Annotated in this window: 13 protein-coding genes; 4 read left to right on the top strand and 9 right to left on the bottom strand. The window is 70.9% G+C overall.

Annotation, left to right across the window (positions count from 1 at the left end; genetic code table 11):
- Window positions 1–28: 28 nt before the first annotated feature.
- Both ACF1BE_RS31985 and ACF1BE_RS31980 read right to left on the bottom strand, forming a co-directional pair.
- Window positions 29–2,881: a peroxidase family protein gene (locus ACF1BE_RS31985; RefSeq protein WP_392202501.1), complete on the bottom strand. Its 2,853-nt coding sequence runs from the start codon at window positions 2,879–2,881 to the stop codon at window positions 29–31.
- 46 nt (window positions 2,882–2,927) lie between these two features.
- On the bottom strand, window positions 2,928–4,214 hold the full coding sequence (locus ACF1BE_RS31980; RefSeq protein WP_392202500.1) for a patatin-like phospholipase family protein: 1,287 nt from the start codon (window positions 4,212–4,214) through the stop codon (window positions 2,928–2,930).
- A gap of 462 nt (window positions 4,215–4,676) precedes the next feature.
- On the opposite strand from ACF1BE_RS31980, the gene ACF1BE_RS31975 reads away from it, so the two are divergent.
- The 3 genes from ACF1BE_RS31975 (at window position 4,677) to ACF1BE_RS31965 (ending at window position 7,050) form a co-directional block, all read left to right on the top strand.
- A complete protein-coding gene (locus ACF1BE_RS31975) occupies window positions 4,677–5,018 on the top strand; it encodes a thiamine pyrophosphate-binding protein (protein ID WP_392202499.1) in 342 nt (113 codons plus the stop codon).
- Window positions 4,901–5,266: a hypothetical protein gene (locus ACF1BE_RS31970; RefSeq protein ID WP_392202536.1), complete on the top strand. Its 366-nt coding sequence runs from the start codon at window positions 4,901–4,903 to the stop codon at window positions 5,264–5,266. Before ACF1BE_RS31975 ends, ACF1BE_RS31970 begins: the two co-directional genes overlap by 118 nt.
- Before the next feature lie 74 nt (window positions 5,267–5,340).
- Entirely contained in the window at window positions 5,341–7,050 is a 1,710-nt protein-coding gene (locus tag ACF1BE_RS31965; protein ID WP_392202498.1) for a thiamine pyrophosphate-binding protein, read from the top strand.
- Between the two features lie 105 nt (window positions 7,051–7,155).
- On the opposite strand, the gene ACF1BE_RS31960 is transcribed toward ACF1BE_RS31965, so the two are convergent.
- The gene (locus ACF1BE_RS31960) at window positions 7,156–8,163 is read right to left on the bottom strand and encodes a YihY/virulence factor BrkB family protein (RefSeq protein WP_392202497.1); all 1,008 of its coding nucleotides are present in this window, start codon (window positions 8,161–8,163) and stop codon (window positions 7,156–7,158) included.
- 292 nt (window positions 8,164–8,455) lie between these two features.
- On the opposite strand from ACF1BE_RS31960, the gene ACF1BE_RS31955 reads away from it, so the two are divergent.
- Window positions 8,456–9,517, top strand: a complete 1,062-nt coding sequence (locus ACF1BE_RS31955) for a YihY/virulence factor BrkB family protein (protein ID WP_392202496.1) — start codon at window positions 8,456–8,458, stop codon at window positions 9,515–9,517.
- Between the two features lie 85 nt (window positions 9,518–9,602).
- On the opposite strand, the gene ACF1BE_RS31950 is transcribed toward ACF1BE_RS31955, so the two are convergent.
- The 6 genes from ACF1BE_RS31950 to ACF1BE_RS31925 all read right to left on the bottom strand — a co-directional run bounded on the left by ACF1BE_RS31950 (window position 9,603) and on the right by ACF1BE_RS31925 (window position 15,200).
- Window positions 9,603–10,187, bottom strand: a complete 585-nt coding sequence (locus ACF1BE_RS31950; RefSeq protein WP_392202495.1) for a hypothetical protein — start codon at window positions 10,185–10,187, stop codon at window positions 9,603–9,605.
- A 171-nt stretch (window positions 10,188–10,358) separates the two neighbouring features.
- A complete protein-coding gene (locus tag ACF1BE_RS31945; protein WP_392202494.1) occupies window positions 10,359–11,261 on the bottom strand; it encodes an urease accessory protein UreD in 903 nt (300 codons plus the stop codon).
- Window positions 11,258–11,953 (bottom strand): urease accessory protein UreG, encoded by a 696-nt coding sequence (gene ureG / locus ACF1BE_RS31940; protein WP_392202493.1) that lies wholly within the window; start codon window positions 11,951–11,953, stop codon window positions 11,258–11,260. Before ureG ends, ACF1BE_RS31945 begins: the two co-directional genes overlap by 4 nt.
- A 25-nt stretch (window positions 11,954–11,978) precedes the next feature.
- Window positions 11,979–12,653, bottom strand: coding sequence for an urease accessory protein UreF (locus ACF1BE_RS31935; protein ID WP_392202492.1), 675 nt, complete (start codon window positions 12,651–12,653; stop codon window positions 11,979–11,981).
- 68 nt (window positions 12,654–12,721) lie between these two features.
- Window positions 12,722–14,554, bottom strand: coding sequence for an urease subunit alpha (locus ACF1BE_RS31930; protein ID WP_392202491.1), 1,833 nt, complete (start codon window positions 14,552–14,554; stop codon window positions 12,722–12,724).
- Entirely contained in the window at window positions 14,547–15,200 is a 654-nt protein-coding gene (locus ACF1BE_RS31925; RefSeq protein ID WP_392202490.1) for an urease subunit gamma, read from the bottom strand. The genes ACF1BE_RS31930 and ACF1BE_RS31925 overlap by 8 nt, the downstream gene beginning before the upstream one ends.
- Window positions 15,201–15,484: the final 284 nt, after the last annotated feature.

The following is a 15,484-nucleotide window of genomic DNA, read 5'->3' as shown; positions in this document are numbered from 1 at the left end:
CTCCCTGTCTCAGGGACACCCTCTGATCTCAAGGCTCCGTGGTGCGGGAGCCGTTCGGCGGTGCCGGCACCGGCCGCCACGGTACGAACGCGCTCGCGTCGCGCGGCAGGAAGCTCGCCAGCTCCGGGCAGTGCCGCAGGACGACCTCGGTCATGCCGCTGCGCTCGATCCAGTCCATGCCGAGCGGCGTGTACAGCTCGGGGCGGTAGTCCACGGTGAGGAAGCGGTCGCTCTGCAGCCTCCGGGTCGCCATCAGGATGAAGACGCGGAAGGCCGTGTCACTGAACCCGAATCCCGTCGGCGGGTTCTCGGCGAACAATCCGACCATGGTGTCGATCTCGTCGACCGACCGGTAGAGCTCCCTCAGCCGCGCCAGCGTCCCGGGTTCGGCCGTCAGGTCCTCGAAGCGGCGGATACGCTCCTTGTGCAGGCCGGCCCGGAAGTCGTTGTACCGGGGGACTCCACGGCGGCGGGTCCGCACCAGGTCGACGACGGACAGGTCGATGATCTCGCCGTCCCGCCGGAAGTGCTGCAGTGCGCGCGGGTAGTTGTGCAGGGTGATCGCGCCGGGATGGGCGATGCCGAACGAGTACAGCGAGTCGGGCAGCCCGGTCTTGCGGATGAGGGGCTCGGCCGCTGCGCCCTGCACGTCGTCGAAGCCGAGGATGTCCCGCCGCCGCCCGAAGCGGTGGTCGCAGATCTCGAAGTCGTCCGGGATCAGCGGATGCATCCGGTAGACGGTGACGAAGTCCTCGGTGAGGGAGTAGGGCGCGCCGTGGTGGTCGGGCACGGTCTTGGGGATGCCGGTCAGCGAGTGCGCCTCGAACAGCCACAGTCCCAGACGCTCCAGCCACTTGGCGGGCGGACCCTGCCAGTTGGTCCTCAGCCCGATGTCGATGGCCTCGGTGGCGAGGATCGCCGGTGTCCACTCCACCGTGTGGATCTTGGCGATGAGCGCGGACACGATGAGCCGCGCCGTCTGATAGACGCGCTCCTCCTCCATACGCGGATACTCGCGTCGCAGCGCCGCGCACACCGTGTTGTGCTCCCTGGCGAAGAGGGTGTGCATCACACTGAGGCCCAGCCACCAGTTCTCACGGACACCGGTGAGCGGGACGCCGTTCGGGCCGAACGGCAGATGGCCGTCCTCCAGGCGCAGGTCGGCGCCGTCCGGCTCGCGCAGGGAGCGGGCTGCCTTCTCGTCACCGCCGTAGAGCTCCGAGCCGTCCCACCAGTGGGAGGCCGAGTCGGCGAAGTGGACCGGCGCGCCGTCACCGGCCGTCGCCACGTTCTCGGCGAAGCGCATCACATGCTCCGCGGGACCGCCCGGGGTGTTGTGCCACTCGACGTCCGGCGGGAGCGGCACCTCCACGCTGGAGGTACCCGTCGGGTAGCGACTGTGGTTGACCCAGTCGTGCACCTGGAACTGGATCCAAGCGGCGGCGAGCAGGTTCAGGGACCGGGCGGGCAGGAACGTGTCGCGGTGCAGCAGCAGCCTGCTGACCTCGTACGGGCCGGGCTCGTCGAACAGGTCCGGGCGCAGCACGGGCGGCATGTTGCGGCCGAAGGCCGCGCCCACGGCGCCCATCGCGGGCGCGGACAGGTCGTTGAACGTGCCATCGTAGCTGCGGGCGACCCGCAGCGACTCGTCGATCGGCGGCGGCACCGGGACGGGCTGCGGCGGTGCCTCGTGGCGATCGGTGTCGATGAGGTTCTTCCTGCGCAAGGTCTTGCGCAGGAACACGAGGTTGAGCAGGCCGGCCGGCAAGGGCAGCCGGTACCAGGGCACCCACCGGTTGAGGACGCGGAAGGCGGCGCTCACCGGAGCGCTCAGCACCCTGTTGCGCCGGGGCTCCTCGGTGGTGAAGCGGTAGCCCAGCCGCTGCGCGCTGCTCGCCTGGTAGGCGGCCTTGCGGGCACGGTTGAGATTGCCCAGTGGGCGGAACTCCTCCGTGGTGTGCCAGGGGTTGAACGCCAGCTCCTCGATCCGGCGCGCGGCCGCCCGGGCCTCGGCGGTGTCGACGCTCTGGCGGGGGATGGTCAGGGTGGCCACGGGCACCGCGGGGGCGGCGTCCTCCCGCCATTCCACCGAGCCGTCCTCGACGGGGGTGATCGCCTCACTGACGTACCGCTGCACGAGCAGCTCGAAGACGACGTCGCCGCGGGCCAGGCGTTGCGCCAGCTCGCGACTCAGATGGTCCGGATCGGCGCGGGGCGGTGCGGGCGCGTCGGGCGCGCCCCGCGCGGGGCGCAGCTGGTAGCGCACCGGCCCGGCCTCGCCCCACAGAATGGCGCCGCGGCTCCAGTACGTCTCCAGGGCCAGGCTGCGCACATCACCGCGCGCGCCGGCCCGCACGTTGTGGCGCATCCGGGCGGCGGTGGACCAGCCCACGGCGAAGGGCAACTTGACGAACAGCGCGAACGCCTGCTGGAGACGGGTGCGGGCGCCCGCCATCGTCCTGGCGAACGCCACGAACTCACGTGCGTTGCGCGCGTGGGACACCGGGAAGTTCGTCATGAGCAGGTCGTGCGTGCCGTCGGAGGCCTCGACGCGGAGCGCTGCGCCGCGCATGTCGGGCAGGGAGTCGGCCTGCGGGGCGCCGCCGGCGTTGGACAGCCGGACGGTGACCGGGTACTCGGCGCCGGGCCGGACGAAGCCCGTCCGCAGCTCGGGCGGCACCTGGTCGTGGATGTTCAGACGGGCGTTCTCCACGCCGAGCACCGGTTTCGCGTGGAAGGTTCTGGCGAAGGCCGCCGCCCCGGCGGACTTCCTGATCCTGTCCTGGACACGCATCAGTTCCTCGGCCAGTTGCTCGAAGACCAGCCGCTCGGCCTCCGCGCTACCGCCCTCGTACCGCTCGTACCGCTCTGTGCTGCTCATGGTTGCGCCATGCCTTTCCTAGCGGGTACGCGCTTCTGCCCCCGCGTCACGCCGTGGACGCCGTGACCTGCCAGAGACCGCCGTCGTGCGCGTTGCCGATCACGCGCCGGGCATCGCGTCGGCCGAGCTCGACGGCCGCGTCGACGAAATGGGGCTCGAAGAAGACGTAGCTCAGCAGCTCGCCTCGGCTGTGTCCCGGTGTCAGAAGCCCGGTGAGGAGCGCGAGGTCCAGATGCCGCAGGCGCCGCACACCGCCGAACCGGGTGTCGAGGACGGTCCTCGCGAGCCGGCCCAACTGTCCGAACCGGCCCAGCTTCGGGCCGCCGAAGAGGTGCTCCACGACGCGGTACGGGCGCCCGGCGGCGCTCTTCGCCGTGGCACCGGACTCCACCAGGGCATTGGTCCGGCTCAGGGTGCGCAGGTCCTCGATCATCCGGTCGGTCAGCGCCGCGTGGAAGACCTGGGCCACGGTGTCCTGTACCGACGGCGCGGGCTCGGTGCGCCCGCCCGCCTCCGGCAGCAGGTACTTGCCGGGGTCGGTGGCGATGACCAGTACGCGGCTCACACCCGGCGCGATCGCCGGTTTGATGGGCGCGTTGAGCCGTACGCCGCCGTCGATGTACCACTCGCCGCCCGGTCTGATCCGGGCGGGCCGGAACGCCACCGGGACCGCCGCGGAGGCCAGCACGTGCTCCGGAGTCAGGGTGTCCAGCGTGTGATCCACAGCCTGGTCGTCGTCACTGCGGGGCAGACCGAGGGCGAGCGGCCCGTCGGCGACGATCTCGGTGCGGCCGGTCCGGCACACGGTGGCGGCCACTGCGACCGCCTGCGACGCGCCCGTCCGGGCGTTCTCGTCGAGCTGCTGCCAGTCCAGCCTGTCGCGCAGCGTGGACAGCGGCGGGGCCGTGTCCAGCAACCCGGTCGGCGGCGGGCCGGGCCGCCGGAGCAGCCCGCTGAGATACCGTGTCAGGTCCACCCACAGCGTCCTGGGCACGAACGGCAGGAACACCTGGTCCTTGCTCACGCCTCGCCACAACCCGACCGCTGCTTCGGCGGCCTGCCGTGCCGGCAGATGGGCCGGCGAAGCGAACAGCACGGCGGCGACGGCACCCGCGCTGGTGCCGACGAAGACCGTCGGACGCTGCCCGCGGGCCTCCAGGGCCGGCAGCATCTCCGCCGGCAGACCCGCCTCGTAGGCGCCCCGGGCGCCGGCGCCGGCCAGTACCACCGCGGAGACATCGCCGCGCTCACCGTTGCCGGGCCGCACTCCGCCCCGGGGTTCGCAGCTCGTTCGGTGCTGCTCGGCACTACGCGGGATGCCGGTCTGCGACATACGGGATCCTCCATCCTCCGGCGGGGGTGGAGCGGCACGGAGCCTCGGACTGAGGAGGGTGCAGCCGGCGGGTTCTCCTCACCGCCGAGCCCACCCGACCATGTTCGCGCAACCCGTCGCCGCCCGCATGTCGCGGCCGCGACGGCTGCCGTACGCGCGGCCTGTGACAGGAAGTGCCCGGCCGGCAGCGGCTGATGCCTCGAGAGCAGATGCCCTTACGGCCACCCTGTTCTACGCTGACGGAAGGGCGGAAGTCCGCCCGCATCCCCGCGGGCGACCGCGTGCAGCGGTGAGTCGCCGAGGAGCGGGTACGACCGGCAAGCGGTCATCTGTACACCGGTACCGACTGTGCGCAGATTTTGCCGGCCCAGGTCGGGTGCCGGCATTCCACAGTGCTGGGACCGGCCTCGATCCTGCCGGCCGGACAGCGGCGCTGTGCCTCGAGAAGGAACTCCTGACGGGATGGGCAGCCGCGCCATGCAGGTCTACGAAGCTGTGGTCAGAGGACTCGAGAGCGTGGGGGTCGACACGGCGTTCGGCGGGAACGGCGGGAACATCGCCGGCCTGACGCCGGCACTGAAGCCTTCGCAGAAGATCAGGCCTGTCATGACCCGGCACGAGCAGGCGGCGTCCTTCATGGCGTGCGGGTACACGATGTACACCAACCGGCTGGAGACGTCGCGACCGTGGGTCCCGGTGCGTTCAACCTGTTCTCCGGCCTGGCGGTGGCATTGGCGGACTCCTATCCGGTGCCGGCCATCACCGGATACGTCGAACTCGACTGGCGCGGGCGGGGCGCGGTGAACGACACCTCCGGGCGGAACCGCACCCCGGACTCGCAGGCGGTGTTCGCGGCGACGACCAAGAAGTCCTACCTGCTCACCGATGTCGCCGACACCTGCGAGGTGCTCGAGGGCCGCGCTCACCTAGGACAGGCCCACGGTGATAGACGCCAGGGTCACCCGGTGGGCCCTCCCGCACTACAGCAGCTCCCGCGAGGGCGTCATCCCTGGCTGTGGGAAGTGCTCGAGGAGCGATTCCGTCATGGCTGACGGGAATGCGGCCGCGACCGAAGAACGGCGTGCGAGAACTGCGTCGTCAACCGCGCAGCATGGAGGAGAAGGCCATGAGAGTGTATGAGGCCATCGTCAAGGGCCTGGAAGGGGTCGGCGTACGAGCCGCTTTCGGTGGCGCCGGGGAGAACGCCGCCGGCCTCATGGTGGCGTTGAAGCACTCGCGGCAGATCCGGCCGGTCATCACGCGACACGAACAGGCCGCCTCGTTCATGGCCTGCGGCTATGCGATGTACACCAACCAACTGGGGTTCTGCTTCGCCACGGCGGGGCCCGGTGCGTTCAACCTTTTCTCCGGGCTGGCCGTGGCGATGTCCGACTCGTACCCGGTCCTCGCCGTCTCCGGATACTCGCGGATGAAATGGCGCGGACGGGGCGCGCTCAACGAGACCTCCGGGCTGAACCGCACTCCCGACTCGCAGGCCATGTTCGCGGCCACGACCAAGAAGTCCTTCCTGCTCACCGACGTGGCCGACACCTGTGACGTCCTGGAGGAGGCAGTCAACCTCGCGTTCGAGGGGAGGCCGGGGCCGGTTCACATCCATGTGCCCGAAGACCTGACCGAGAGCGGCGTCGAGGTGACGGACTTCCGGCCGGTACGACTGGACGTGCCGCCAATACGGCCCGACCCGGCAAGGGTCGAGGAGATCGCGTCCGTACTGGCCGACGCCATCGCGCAGCAGAAACGGATCGTGGCGCTGGTCGGGTTCGGCGCGGTCCGTTCCGGAGCCGGACCGGAGATCAAACGCCTGATCGAACGGTTCCAGATCCCGCTGCTCACCACTCTGGACGGCAAGGGCATCGTGGCGGAGGGACACCCGCTCGCGGTCGGCGTCTTCGCCGACAGCGGTCATTCCAGCGCCTGGAAGGCCTTCCGCGAGGCCGACATCGTGCTGTGCATAGGGAACTCCCTCAGCCAGCATGCCACGTTCAATTACCGCGACGATCTGTTCGAGAACAAGGTACTCATCCATGTGAACATCGCCGAGACGGAATTCGCCAAAGCCTATCGGCCCGACCACGCGTTGTTGTCCGACGCGCGTGAGGCGGTGGCGGCCCTCGTACCCGCGCTGGAGCAGAGGGTCGGTGACGTGCCGGCGCTGAAGGTGGAAAGCCAGGACTACGAGGCCCGGCACGTCATCCCCGTCGACGGAAGGATCCATCCCGCACAGCTCGCGCAGGCGATCGGCCGGATGCTTCCGCCGCAGGGCGTGCTGCTCGCAGACGCCGGAGCCCATCTGGCCTGGCTCGGGTACTACGTGGAACTCGAGGCGGGCCAGAACTTTCGAAAGGCCGGCGCCTTCGGGCCGATGGCCGGTCACGTCAACGGAGCCATCGGCCTCAAGGTCGCGCACCCCGAGCGGACGGTCGTCGTCGGCTGCGGCGACGGCTGCTACTCGCTGTCCGGCTTCGAGTTGATGACCGCCGTGGAACACGACATCCCCGTCATCTGGGTCATCTTCGACGACGAGGAATTCAAGCTGATCAAGATGTTCCAGGTCGCCACCTACGGCGAGTCCGCTCTCGTCGAGTTCCGGAACCCGGACTTCGCGTCGTACGCACGTGCCTGCGGCGCCGACGGCCATCGGGTGGAGACGCTCGACGAGTTCGAGGAGGCGTTCCGCGCGGCACTGGCCTCCGGCCGGCCCACGCTCATCGATGCCAAGATCACGCGATGGGCCGTGCCGCACTACAGCCCGTCACCCGACGGGGTGATCCATGGTGTCGTCGAAATGCTCGAGGACCGCTTCCGAGGCCACTAGTCGGCGGGGGCAGGCGGGCGTCAGGCCGACCTTGCGGTGGCGTCGCGATCGCCTCGACACGCGGTCGCTGTCCGCGCGTCGCACCGGCAAGCAGCTCGCGTGAGGTCAGGGGGGCCCTTTGTCACCGACGGCCGGCGGCGGGGGTTTGCCGAAGCGTACGGAGACCTTCTCGAAGCCTTTGAAGGACTCGGTGGCCGCGTAGGACCGGTAGGCACGCAGGTCACCCGTGGCGAGATGGACGTGGTCGGTGAACGGTGTGAGCAGGCTGCGGGGCCACAGCCGCAGGCTGCGCACCGCGATGATCTCGGCGGTGGCGAGGTACACGATGGCGGCGAGGTAGATCCAGGCGAGCAGTCCGAGCACGATGCCGAACATCCCGTAGGTCGCGGTGGCGCCGCGCAGCACGTGTCCGACGTAGTAGGAGCCGCCCCACTGAAGTGCCTGCCAGGCGGACGCGGCCCCCAGCGCGGGGCCGTACATCGAGCGCAACGGCAGTTGGCGCCGGGTCATGAGCCGGTAGCTCAGGAGCAGCAGCGCGGCGTTGACCACCACTCCTGCCACGCCGATGGCGATGCGGAGGCCGACGGCCAGGCGCGTGCCGAAGATGTCGGCAGCGGATTCCGCCGTGGACAGCGCTGTCGTCAGGACGAGGCCTGCCGCGAGCAGCAGCAGGAACCACAGGCCCCTGGCCCGGGAACGCAGCGGGTCGGGCCGGGCGTGCCGCGGTACGGCGAAGATCTTGTTGAGGGCGTGCTGGACCGCCTGGGAGACCCCGAGGGCGCCGTAGAGGCTGCCGATGACACCTACCGCGACGGCGGCGCCGTTGCCGTGGAAGGAGTGGATGTTGTGGCCGAGCTGGTCGCCGATCACCGGGATCTCGCCGAGCGCCGAGTGGAGTACCGACTGCTGCAACTGCGGGTTGCCGTGCAGGGAGGCGCTGAGGATGGCCACGAGGAACAGCAGGAGCGGGAAGAGGGAGACGAAGCCGTAGTAGGCCAGCAGCGCGGCGAGATAGGCCGCCTGGTCGTCGAAGAACTTGTACACCACCGCGAGCGGCATACCCGCCCACCGGTGCCGTCGCTGATATCGGTCCAGCCGGGCCAGCACGTTCATGTGGCCTCCCACACCCTCGGCGGTGCCCGCGCCCCGGCGGGCTGCGCAGCATTCCCGTGCCCCGCCCGAGCGATCCCACACCGGCCGGCGTGACCGGCGCCGCCGTTTTCCGTGACCGGCCCTGCTGTGCGCCGGCGAGGACGCCGAGGAGGTCTCGCCGGCCATGAGCGAAACACAAGGACCGCCGCCTGCTGTCGCTGAGCGGCGCCGCGGCAGGGGGCCCGTGGAGCCTCGCAGGGGCGGGCTGCCGCCGAACCGGCGTAAGCCCACGGGCCGGGGTTATCCGGTGCACATGGCGAACCTGCATCTTCCCGGCCGTGACCACCACGATCACGGCGACGCCCGAGAACCAGAGATGCCGGCCCCCGAGGAGGCGGGACCCGGCCCGGAGGTCGAGCGGCGGGCGCCGGACGCGCCGACGAAGCTGCCCAAGGGGGCTTGGCTTCGGGTGCTGAAGGGCTCGCTGAAGGAGTTCCAGGACGACGAGCTGACCGACCGGGCCGCCGCACTGACGTACTACGGGGTGCTCTCCCTGTTCCCGGCTCTCCTGGTGTTGATCTCGCTGCTGGGCATCACCGGCAAGTCGGCCACCGACACGGTGCTGTCCCACCTCAAGCAGCTCGCCCCGGGTTCGGCCCGGGACATCCTCACCCGGGCCGTGGAACAGATGCAGGACCGTGCCGGCACCGGTTCGGTCATGGCGATCGTCGGTGTGGCGATCGCCGTCTGGTCCGCCTCCGGCTACGTCGCCGCTTTCATCCGCACGGCCAACGCCGTCTACGACATGCCCGAGGGCCGCCCCGTGTGGAAGGTCCTGCCCGTGCGTCTCGGTGTGACTGTCGTCCTCATGGTGCTGGCGGCGGTCAGCGCCCTGATCGTGGTGTTCACCGGTGGCCTGGCCCGCCAGGCGGGGGCCGCGCTCGGGATCGGGGACAGCGCGCTGACGGTGTGGTCGGTCGCCAAGTGGCCGGTGCTGGTGGTCCTGGTCACCATGATGATCGCGATCCTCTACTGGGCGACGCCGAACGCGAAGGTGAAGGGCTTTCGCTGGGTGACGCCGGGCAGCTTCCTCGCGCTGGTCATCTGGATGATCGCCTCCACCGGGTTCGCGTTCTACGTGGCGAACTTCGCCTCCTACAACAAGACCTACGGCACCATGGCCGGCGTCATCGTCTTCCTGGTGTGGCTGTGGATCAGCAACCTGGCCGTCCTTCTGGGGCTGGAGTTCGACGCCGAGACGGCACGGCAGCGGGCGATCGCCGGCGGCCACCCGCCGCAGGCGGAGCCGTACGCCGAACCGCGCGACACCCGCACGTGGGACGAGCAGGACCTACGCCGACTGGACGATGCCTGACCGCTGGCGGCGGGGACGGAAGACGAATCCGGTCATGTGGATGACGGTGCGGATGATGCCGAGTGCGGTGAGGTAGCTGTCCGTGTCATGCGCGGCCGGCAGGACGGGCTTGCCGGAGATGAGTGTGGCCAGGAGGAAGAGGACGGGCAGTACGCGTTACCGCCGAAGATGTCGCTGACCGCGAGCTGGTAGTCGCCGAGCCGGGTGGACGGTCGGTCGCGGCCTTCTGCTTCTTCCCGCGGGAGTGGCCGCGCGGCTCGGGCTGGCTGTCCGGAGCGTCGTCACCCTCCCGCCACGGCAGCCCCCGGCGCGCCCGGTTCAGCAGCACCAGCCCGATCACCCACGACGCGGCGATCACCACCGACGCGGGGGCCGGACGCGCGGCATGCGGATCCGGGGACGGCTGGGTGCCCATGACCGCCACGGCCAGGACCACCACCACGAGCGCCCCTTCCAGTACCAGCTGGAGGCTGGCGGCGAACCGGGTCAGCGGCGTGCGCGGACGCACCCCCGGCGGCGTCGAGGATGGCCAGGACGACGGGCTGGATGGCAAACCGCCGAGGATGTCGCCGACGGCGACGTCCAGCCGGCCGGCCAGGGCGGCCGAGACGGTGATGGCGATCTCCGGGAGGTCGGTCGCGAGCGCCAGTGCGGTGACTTGGCATGTCACATGTCCTGGTGGAGATCACCCCGGCAGACCGGAGCGGGCCGCCGCGGCGGGGTGCGGCGGCCCGCTCCCGGCGCCTCACCGAGCGGCAGTGCCCGTACCCGGAATACACCTGCCGGCCCACCCTCGGAGTGCGGGCGCCCGGTGACGGTCCCCGCCGAGCCTCCGCGCGGGCTACGGCCCGACGCTGCCGGAGGCAGCCGCGAGCGCCGCGTCGAGGAGGCTGCGCAACTCGGCCGGTGTCGGTGCGACGGCGGTGGCGAACACTGCCGGACCGTCGGCGAGTGGCGCCAGAACGCAGTGTCCCCGGGCCGGCTCGCCCAGGAGGACGGGCTCCGGTGGTGCTTCGAGCTCCGGGTCGACGAGGAGGAGTTGTCCGGTCGCGCGGTGGCCGCCGAGAACCGCGGGGCCGTCCCACGCCGGGGCCGGGGCGCCGTAGACGGTGTGCTGGTCGAGGATCGTCCGGCCGTCGCGTCGCACGGTCAGCCGGGTGGACAGATGGCCCGGTGGCTCGGCGATGCGTCCGAGGAGTTGTTCCTCGCGCAGGAGCAGCCGGGAGGTGCCGGCGAGTTCCACCCGATAGGTCTGGTGCAGGGTGCTGCCTCGGGCGCTGATCAGTGGCTGGGGCAGCCAGTGCAGGGACGCGCCCTCACCGACGGTGAGTCGTACGTCGTAGGTGGCGGGGTCGGTGGTGGAGCCGCGCAGCGCGATGGTGGCGGCCGCCGTTGTCACGTCCAGTCGGGCGTGTGCCCCGGCGGCGATGTCGAGGGCGAGTCTGTCGCCGCCGAGCGGTGCGCTCATCGCGCCGAGCACGCAGACCCGTGCCCGCTCCCCACGGGGCCGCAGCCGGCGCAGGTGGAAGGGGCCGTCACTGTGCAGGAGGGGGACCGTGGTGGCGCGGCCGTTGTGTGCGGCCTGGATGCGGGCGGTGGCGCGGACTCCGGTGGGGTGGGCGGGGCCGGCGGCGTCCGGGGTGCCGGGCCCGGCCGTCCGCCGCCTGTGTGCCGCGCCCTCGAACGTCGGAGGGTCGCCCGCCGGTGCCCGGTCGACGGCCGGTACCCGGGTGGTGGCGCTCACCGGGGGGCTCCGGCGTGCCAGCCGGTGAGGCATGCGGTGACCCAGTCGGCGACCGGCCGGATCCCCTCGGCCGTGGTGAGGCTGGTGAAGGCGAACGGCAGGTCCCCGCGCTGCTTGCGGGTGTCGGCTGCCATGGTGTCCAGGTCGGCTCCGACGTACGGCGCGAGGTCGGTCTTGTTGACCACGAGGAGGTCGGCGGTGGTGATGCCGGGTCCGCCCTTGCGTGGGATGTCGTCGCCGCTGGCGACGTCGATGACGAAGACCTGGGTGTCGACGAGTCCACGGGAGAAGGTCGCGGTGAGGTTGTCCCCCCCGGACTCGATGAGGATCAGGTCCAGCGGGTGCAGGCTCTGCTCCAGCTGCTCGACCGCCTCGAGATTGGCGGAGATGTCGTCGCGGATCGCGGTGTGCGGACAGGCCCCCGTCTCCACGGCGGTGATCCGTTCCGGCGGCAGGACGGCCTCGCGGCGCAGGAAGGCGGCGTCCTCCTGGGTGTAGATGTCGTTGGTGACCACGGCGATGGACAGCCGGTCGCGCAGGGTGCGGCACAGGGCGGCGACTGTCGCGGTCTTGCCCGAGCCGACCGGTCCGCCGAAGCCGATCCGCAGGGCGCGGCGGCTGCCGTCCGGGCGGTGGGGGTCGGCGCTGTGGCTGTGACGGTGCGGCATGGTCACGGGGTGGTCGAGATGCACGGGGGGCTCCAGATCGGTGGGATGGTCAGGAGGCGAAGAGGCGGACGGTCCAGGTGGCGTGTTGTTCGCCGGTGATGTCCAGCAGGGCGGCGGACGCGGCGGGCAGGACGGAGACGCCTTCCGCGGTAAGGCGCCGCGCCGCGCCGGCCGCGGCCTCGGCGACGTCTTCCAGGTCATCGGCCAGCCGTGCCAGGACTCCGGTGGCGTCCAGCGGGTCGAGGCTCAGCAGGCGTACCGCCGCACTCGCCGGGCCGCCGACGCTCTCGTACACGGCGGCGTGGGCGGCGTCCAGCGGGGTGAGCCCGGCGGCCCGGGCCGTGACACCGAGGACGACCGGCTGGTGTGCTCCCTGCGGCCGGTGGCGGGCGAGGTGGTCGAGGTCGGCACAGGGCCAGGTGGCGCGGGCGGCACGCATCAGCTGCCGGCCCAGGCGGCGCGCGACGCGGCGCAGCGCCGGCATGGGTGTGCGGGCGTCGGCGGCCTCGTCCAGGGCGAGGGCGTCGTATCCGGTGGCGGCCGCGGCCGCGAGGCCGGCCGCGGTCAGTCCGGCGGTGTGCAGCCGCCCCCGGCAGAACGCCTCCAGACTCTGGGTGTCGTGTACGCCCCCGGAGGCGACGGCTGCTTCCATGCCACTGGAGTGGGCGTGTCCGCCGGCGGGGAAGCGGCCGTCGGCCAGGAGGAGCAGGGCGGTGCGGCTCATGGGGTGGCGGGCCCGCCTTTCGCGAGACACGGCCGGCCGCGTCGGTGCGACCGGCCCCGGCGGCTGGGTCAGAACAGGAAGTACCGCTGAGCCATGGGCAGTTCGGTGGCGTAGTTCCGCCCGACCTGCTGTCCGTCCACCGTGGTGCGTACGTCGGAGGTGGTGGCGCCGCCGATGGTGACGTCGAAGGTGTCGGGGTCGATGACGATGTCCGGCAGGCCGTTGTTGTGCACCATGTCGGCCTTGGTGACCTCCCGGGTGGACCGGATGGCACGCAGGGGCTTGAGCAGGCCGGTCCGGGAGAGTTCGCCGCCGAGGGCCACCTCCGCCACGAAGTTGACGGAGTTGGCCGCCGGGGACCGGCCACGCGAACCCCACACCGGGCGCGGCAGGTAGGGCTGCGGTGTGGGGATGGAGGCGTTGGCGTCACCGATCTGCGCGTAGGCGATCTGGCCGCCCTTGATGACCATGTGGGGCTTCACGCCGAAGAACTTGGGCTCCCACAGGACGAGGTCGGCGAGTTTGCCGGGCTCGATCGACCCCACCTCGTGGTCGATGCCGTGGGTGATGGCCGGATTGATCGTGTACTTGGCGATGTAGCGCCGGGCCCGGAAGTTGTCCGCCTCGGCGTCGTCCTCGCGCAGGTGGCCGTAGCGGGACTTCATGACGTGCGCGGTCTGCCAGGTCCGCATGACCATTTCGCCGATGCGGCCCATGGCCTGGGCGTCGGAGGACATCATCGAGATGGCGCCCATGTCGTGCAGCAGGTCCTCGGCGGCCATGGTGGAGGGCCGGATCCGGGAGTCGGCGAACTTCATGTCCGCGTCGACGTCGGGGTTGAGATGGTGGCAGACGATCATCATGTCGACGTGTTCCTTGACGGTGTTGACCGTCAGTGGCCGGGTGGGGTTCGTCGACGCGGGCAGCACGTTCGGCTTGCTCACGAGGGTGATCATGTCGGGTGCGTGGCCGCCGCCGGCGCCTTCGATGTGGAAGATGTGCAGGCTGCGGTACTTGGCGTCCCTGCTCCTGCGGTCCTCCTTCGTCGCCGCGAAGGTGTGGTGCACGAAGCCGGACTCGTTCAGCGAGTCGGCGTGCAGGGCGACCTGGACGCCGGTCCCGTCGCACACCTTCAGCGCCGCGTCGATCACCGCCGGGGTCGCGCCCCAGTCTTCGTGGATCTTGAAACCGAGGGCGCCGGCGGTGACCTGGTCGTGCAGCGCCTTCTCGGAGACCGTACTGCCCTTGGCGAGCAGGCCGATGTTCACCGGGTAGGCGTCGAGCGCCTCGAACATCCGCTGGATGTGCCACTTGCCGGGCGTCACGGTGGTGGCTGTACTGCCCTCGGCGGGGCCGGTGCCGCCACCGATCAGTGTCGTCACACCCGACGCGAGCGCTTCGTGGATCTGGCCGGGGCACAGGAAGTGCACGTGGGTGTCGACGCCGCCCGCGGTCAGGATGCGCCCCTTGCCCGAGATCACTTCCGTCTCGGGCCCCACGACGAAGTGGGACGCACGAGGGTCGTCGTGGGGCCGCGACGACATGGTCTCGGGGTTGTACGCCTTGCCGATCGCCTGGATGCGGCCGTCACGCACTCCGACGTCGGCCTTGACCACGCCCCAGTGGTCCAGGAGCAGGGCGCCGGTGATCACCGTGTCCACCGGCTCGCGGGGGTCGTCGCGGGGAATGTGCGACTGGCCCATGGACTCGCGGATCACCTTGCCGCCGCCGAAGACCATCTCGTCACCGCTGCGCCCCGGGCCGCCGCACCAGTCCTCCTCGATCTTGAGGACGAGGTTGGTGTCGGCGAGCCGGACCCGGTCGCCGGCTGTCGGGCCGTAGAGGTCCGCGTACCGGGAACGCAGCAGCGGGGTGGAAGGGTGCTCAGTCTCGTCAGGCATCGAGGTGCTTCTCCTCTTCGCTCTTGTCCGCCTGCAGCCCGTGGATGATCCGGTCACCGGCGATGGGCACCAGCAGCACGGTCCGCTCGTCACCGGGCTCGAACCGCTCGGACGTGCCGGACGCGATGTGCAGCCGCATCCCGCGGGCGGCCTCACGGGAGAAGTCGAGGCCCTCGTTCGCCTCGGCGAAGTGGAAGTGGGAGCCCACCTGGATCGGCCGATCCGAGGGATTGGACACGCACAGTGGCACGGACGGGACGCCCTCGTTGAACACCACCCGGTGCTCGTCCTCGTCCGGCAGCAGTTCCAGTCTGCCCGGATGGACGTCCACCTCGGTGGCGGCCGCGTCGAACGGCTCGTGAATGGTCACCAGCTTCGTCCCGTCCGGGAACGTCGCCTCGACCTGGACATTGGTGATCATTTCCGGCACGCCGTCCATGACCTCGCTGCGCCGCAACACATGACGCCCCGACTCCATCACCGAGTCGACCGTCGCCCCGGCACGCGCCTCTTCGTAGACGTGTGCCGTCAGCAGCGCCATGACCTCGGGATAGTTCAGCAGCAACCCGCGCTCCCGGCGCCGCCGGGCGACATCCGCCGCCACGTGGACCAGCAGGCGTTCCTGCTCATGCGGAGTCAGATGCATGCCACCCTCCCTCCTCCTCGTCGCTTCACCTGAACTGCGCGGCTCTTCGGAGCGACACGGTGCGGTGTCCCTCACGTGCCCGCCGCGGACCGATCATCGAAGAGAAGAGATGCCCGACGTGTGGAGATTCGCCCCGTTGACCCCCATCGAATGAATCGGAGGCGCGGGGGCACACTGGGCCCAGCCGCGGGTACGCCGGCCGCTCCTGCGGGCTCCCCCTGGCACCCGCCCGAACGGCCGCCGCCTCGGGGCAGGGCAGCCGACGAGCCTGTGGCACGGCAGCG

This window comes from Streptomyces sp. NPDC014991, from assembly GCF_043080665.1.
In the GTDB taxonomy this organism is placed as follows: domain Bacteria; phylum Actinomycetota; class Actinomycetes; order Streptomycetales; family Streptomycetaceae; genus Streptomyces.
The sequence above is the reverse complement of the archived record's forward strand: the minus strand, read 5'-3'. Positions and strand labels throughout refer to the sequence as shown.

Bases quoted from the DNA above. Each gene is read 5' to 3' on its own strand.
- ACF1BE_RS31985 (WP_392202501.1), bottom strand. From the start codon at position 2,881: ATGAGCAGCACAGAGCGGTACGAGCGGTACGAGGGCGGTAGCGCGGAG.
- ACF1BE_RS31980 (WP_392202500.1), bottom strand. From the start codon at position 4,214: ATGTCGCAGACCGGCATCCCGCGTAGTGCCGAGCAGCACCGAACGAGC.
- ACF1BE_RS31975 (WP_392202499.1), top strand. From the start codon at position 4,677: ATGGGCAGCCGCGCCATGCAGGTCTACGAAGCTGTGGTCAGAGGACTC.
- ACF1BE_RS31965 (WP_392202498.1), top strand. From the start codon at position 5,341: ATGAGAGTGTATGAGGCCATCGTCAAGGGCCTGGAAGGGGTCGGCGTA.
- ACF1BE_RS31960 (WP_392202497.1), bottom strand. From the start codon at position 8,163: ATGAACGTGCTGGCCCGGCTGGACCGATATCAGCGACGGCACCGGTGG.
- ACF1BE_RS31955 (WP_392202496.1), top strand. From the start codon at position 8,456: ATGGCGAACCTGCATCTTCCCGGCCGTGACCACCACGATCACGGCGAC.
- ACF1BE_RS31935 (WP_392202492.1), bottom strand. From the start codon at position 12,653: ATGAGCCGCACCGCCCTGCTCCTCCTGGCCGACGGCCGCTTCCCCGCC.
- ACF1BE_RS31930 (WP_392202491.1), bottom strand. From the start codon at position 14,554: ATGCCTGACGAGACTGAGCACCCTTCCACCCCGCTGCTGCGTTCCCGG.
- ACF1BE_RS31925 (WP_392202490.1), bottom strand. From the start codon at position 15,200: ATGCATCTGACTCCGCATGAGCAGGAACGCCTGCTGGTCCACGTGGCG.